The sequence below is a fragment of the Arthrobacter sp. B0316-5-4 genome, from assembly GCF_059090325.1.
Map to the genome: position 1 here is coordinate 1 of NZ_JBNHFN010000019.1, position 1546 is coordinate 1546.

At 60.7% G+C, this 1546-nt stretch carries 2 protein-coding genes; both read left to right on the forward strand.

The annotated features are described in order from the left end of the window. Positions 1-75: 75 nt before the first annotated feature. Positions 76-795, forward strand: a complete 720-nt coding sequence (locus AC5RU9_RS21275; RefSeq protein WP_494018070.1) for a DUF6766 family protein — start codon at positions 76-78, stop codon at positions 793-795. A gap of 216 nt (positions 796-1011) precedes the next feature. After that, complete coding sequence (locus AC5RU9_RS21280; RefSeq protein ID WP_306878672.1) at positions 1012-1545, forward strand: hypothetical protein; 534 nt, start codon at positions 1012-1014, stop codon at positions 1543-1545. Position 1546 lies beyond the last annotated feature (1 nt).

Consider the following 1546-nt stretch of genomic DNA (forward strand, 5'->3'; position numbering starts at 1 on the left):
CCTTGGAAGTGGGACGCTCGGGCTTGGACCAGGATTCGATGCTGATTAGATGGGAGCCACCAAAAGGACTAGGCAGTGACCACCGGAACCCATCCGGTGGCTGGCTGCCGCAACGGGACGGAGCGGACCCTGATGCGCGACTGGATACGTAACCACGGGTTGTTGTTGGTAAACGTCGCCCTTTTTCTTGTTTTCTTCGTGGGGATGGTCATCACCGGGGCAGCTTCCTACAGCGAGGACCAGCAGGCCCACGGCCAGGCCGCGGTCAGCATCGGCGAATACCTGAGCACGGGCGCGTTCGTTGAAGCGACGTTCGAAAACTGGGAGTCGGAGTTCCTTCAGATGGGCATGTATGTCGTCCTCACCGCCTACCTGTTCCAGAAAGGATCCTCCGAATCCAAACCCGTGGGCAAAGCAGCACCCCAAGACGAGGACCCGCGCAAAGCCTCCCAAGGTCCCGACACTCCCTGGCCCGTCCGCCGTGGCGGCTGGGTCCTGAAGATCTACCAACACTCCCTGTCCGGTCTGTTCTTCCTGCTGTTCGCGGCCTCCATCATCCTGCACGCCGTCGGTGGCGCCAACGCCTACAGCGAGGAACAAACCGCCCACGGCCAACCACCGGTCACCGTCCTCGAATACATCGGCACCTCCCAGTTCTGGTTCGAATCCTTCCAAAACTGGCAAAGCGAATTCCTCGCCGTCGCAGTCATTGTCGGAGCCTCCGTCTACCTGCGCGAAGTGCGCTCCGCCGAATCCAAACCCGTCGCTGAACCCCACTACGAAACCGGCGCCTAACCCAGGCTTCCAGCCGACCAAACCGGTGCTACCACCCGGAAAGCAACCCGCGCCCCGAACGCTTCTCACTCACGGCTGGTGCCCCACTTTCTTGCAATTGGAGCCCTCAGTGGCGACCCCAAAGTAAGGATGCTTACTATGGATGATGCTTGAACCCATATCAGGGTCCGTGCAGCCAAAAGGAGTACTTTCCGCATCGACGATAGGAAGCACATCATGGCAGGAAATCTAGTAGCCCGTTCCATCCACGACCTCACAGCCGCGGCATGGTTTGGTGGCTCACTGATGGGGGCCATTGGACTTAACGGTGCCGCCGCAGAAGCCAAGGACCCAACGGAGCGAACCCGTTTGTCGAGCAAAGGCTGGGGCAAATGGGCTCCCTTCCAAACCGCGGCCTTTGCTGGCCACCTCGCCTCCGACCTAGCTATCGCCTGGGAGAACAAAGGCCGGATCACAAAACAAGACGGCGTCGCAGCGAACACGATCTACAAAACCGCAGTCACTGTGGCAGGAGCCGCAGTCACGCTGTACGCGGGCCTCGTCGGGAAAAAGGTGGACAAGCTCTCCGAGGAAGGGGCCGAGGGTGCCACCGAGCCGCGTGCCGGCGCTTCTGACGAACTCAAGTCCGCACAGACCCAGTTGAAGGCCTTGCAGTGGGCCATTCCCGCCTTCGCCGCCTGGGTGATCATCCTCGGTGCCAAACACGGGGAGATGCAGCGGCCCAAGAACATCCTCCAAGGCCTCCGCTAAA